Here is a 1,062-nt window from a genome sequence, read left to right as displayed (position 1 = left end):
CGCGAGGGCGAAGAGGACGAGGAGTCCGAAGGCGGCGAGCCATTCGAGGGGGGTGGCGTCGGTGGAGCGGAAGCCGATGGCGGCGCCGACGGCGCCGACGAGGACGACGCTGGCCACGGACTGCAGGACGCTGCCGACGACGTGTCCGACGAGGACGGAGCCTCGGTGGATCGCCATGGTGCGGAAGCGGGCGATGATGCCCTCGGTCATGTCGTTGGCGACGGAGACCGCGGTGCCGATCGTGGTGCTGCCGATGGTCATCAGCAGCAGGCCGGGGACGAGGTAGGCGATGTAGTCGGCGCGGTCGGCGCCGCTTCCGCCGATGCCAGCGCTCATGGTGTCGCCGAAGACGTAGACGAACAGCAGCAAAAGCATGATCGGCGTGAGCAGCAGGTTCAGCGTGAGTGACGGATAGCGCCGGGCGTGCAGCAGGTTGCGGCGGAGCATCGTGGACGAGTCACGCAGGGCGAGGGACAGGGAACTCATCGGACAACCTCCGTGGACGGGCCGGACTGGGTGGACGGGCCGGACTGGTGGGACCGGTCGGACTGGTTCGGGATGCGGGCGCCGTCGGCGCCGCCGCCGGTCAGGGCGAAGAACACGTCGTCGAGGTCGGGCGTGTGGACGGTCAGCTCGTCGGCCTCGACGCCGGCCGAGTCCAGCCGGGCGAGCACGCCGGCCAGCGCGCGCTGGCTGCCGTCGCTGGGGAGCTGGAGGGTGAGGGACTCGTCGTCGCGGGCGGCGTCGGTCAGGGCCGCGACGGCCCTGGTGTACGCGACCGGGTCGGTGAAGCGGAGGCGGACGTGTCCGCCCGGGACGAGCCGCTTCAGCTCCTCCGCGGTGCCCTCGGCGGCGATCCTCCCGTCGTTGAGGACCGCGATGCGGTCGGCGAGCTCGTCGGCCTCCTCCAGGTACTGCGTGGTGAGGAAGACGGTCACGCCGTCCGTGACGAGTTCCCTGATGATCTGCCACATGTTGTGCCGGGAACGCGGGTCGAGACCGGTGGTCGGCTCGTCGAGGAAGATGATCCGCGGATCGCCGACCAGCGTCATCGCGATGTCC

Annotated in this window: 1 protein-coding gene and 1 pseudogene; both read right to left on the bottom strand. The window is 70.5% G+C overall.

The genetic code is table 11. The features are described 5' to 3' along the window. On the bottom strand, positions 1–486 hold a 486-nt coding region (locus ACFVGS_RS37375; RefSeq protein WP_385696943.1), incomplete at its 3' end, for an ABC transporter permease. After that, positions 483–1,062 (bottom strand): annotated as a pseudogene (locus ACFVGS_RS37370) (ABC transporter); the annotation flags it as partial. The pseudogene ACFVGS_RS37370 and the gene ACFVGS_RS37375, both read right to left, overlap by 4 nt.

The sequence above is a fragment of the Streptomyces sp. NPDC127114 genome (assembly GCF_042677525.1).
In the GTDB taxonomy this organism is placed as follows: Bacteria; Actinomycetota; Actinomycetes; order Streptomycetales; family Streptomycetaceae; genus Streptomyces.
This window is presented reverse-complemented; position numbering and strand designations above follow the sequence as displayed.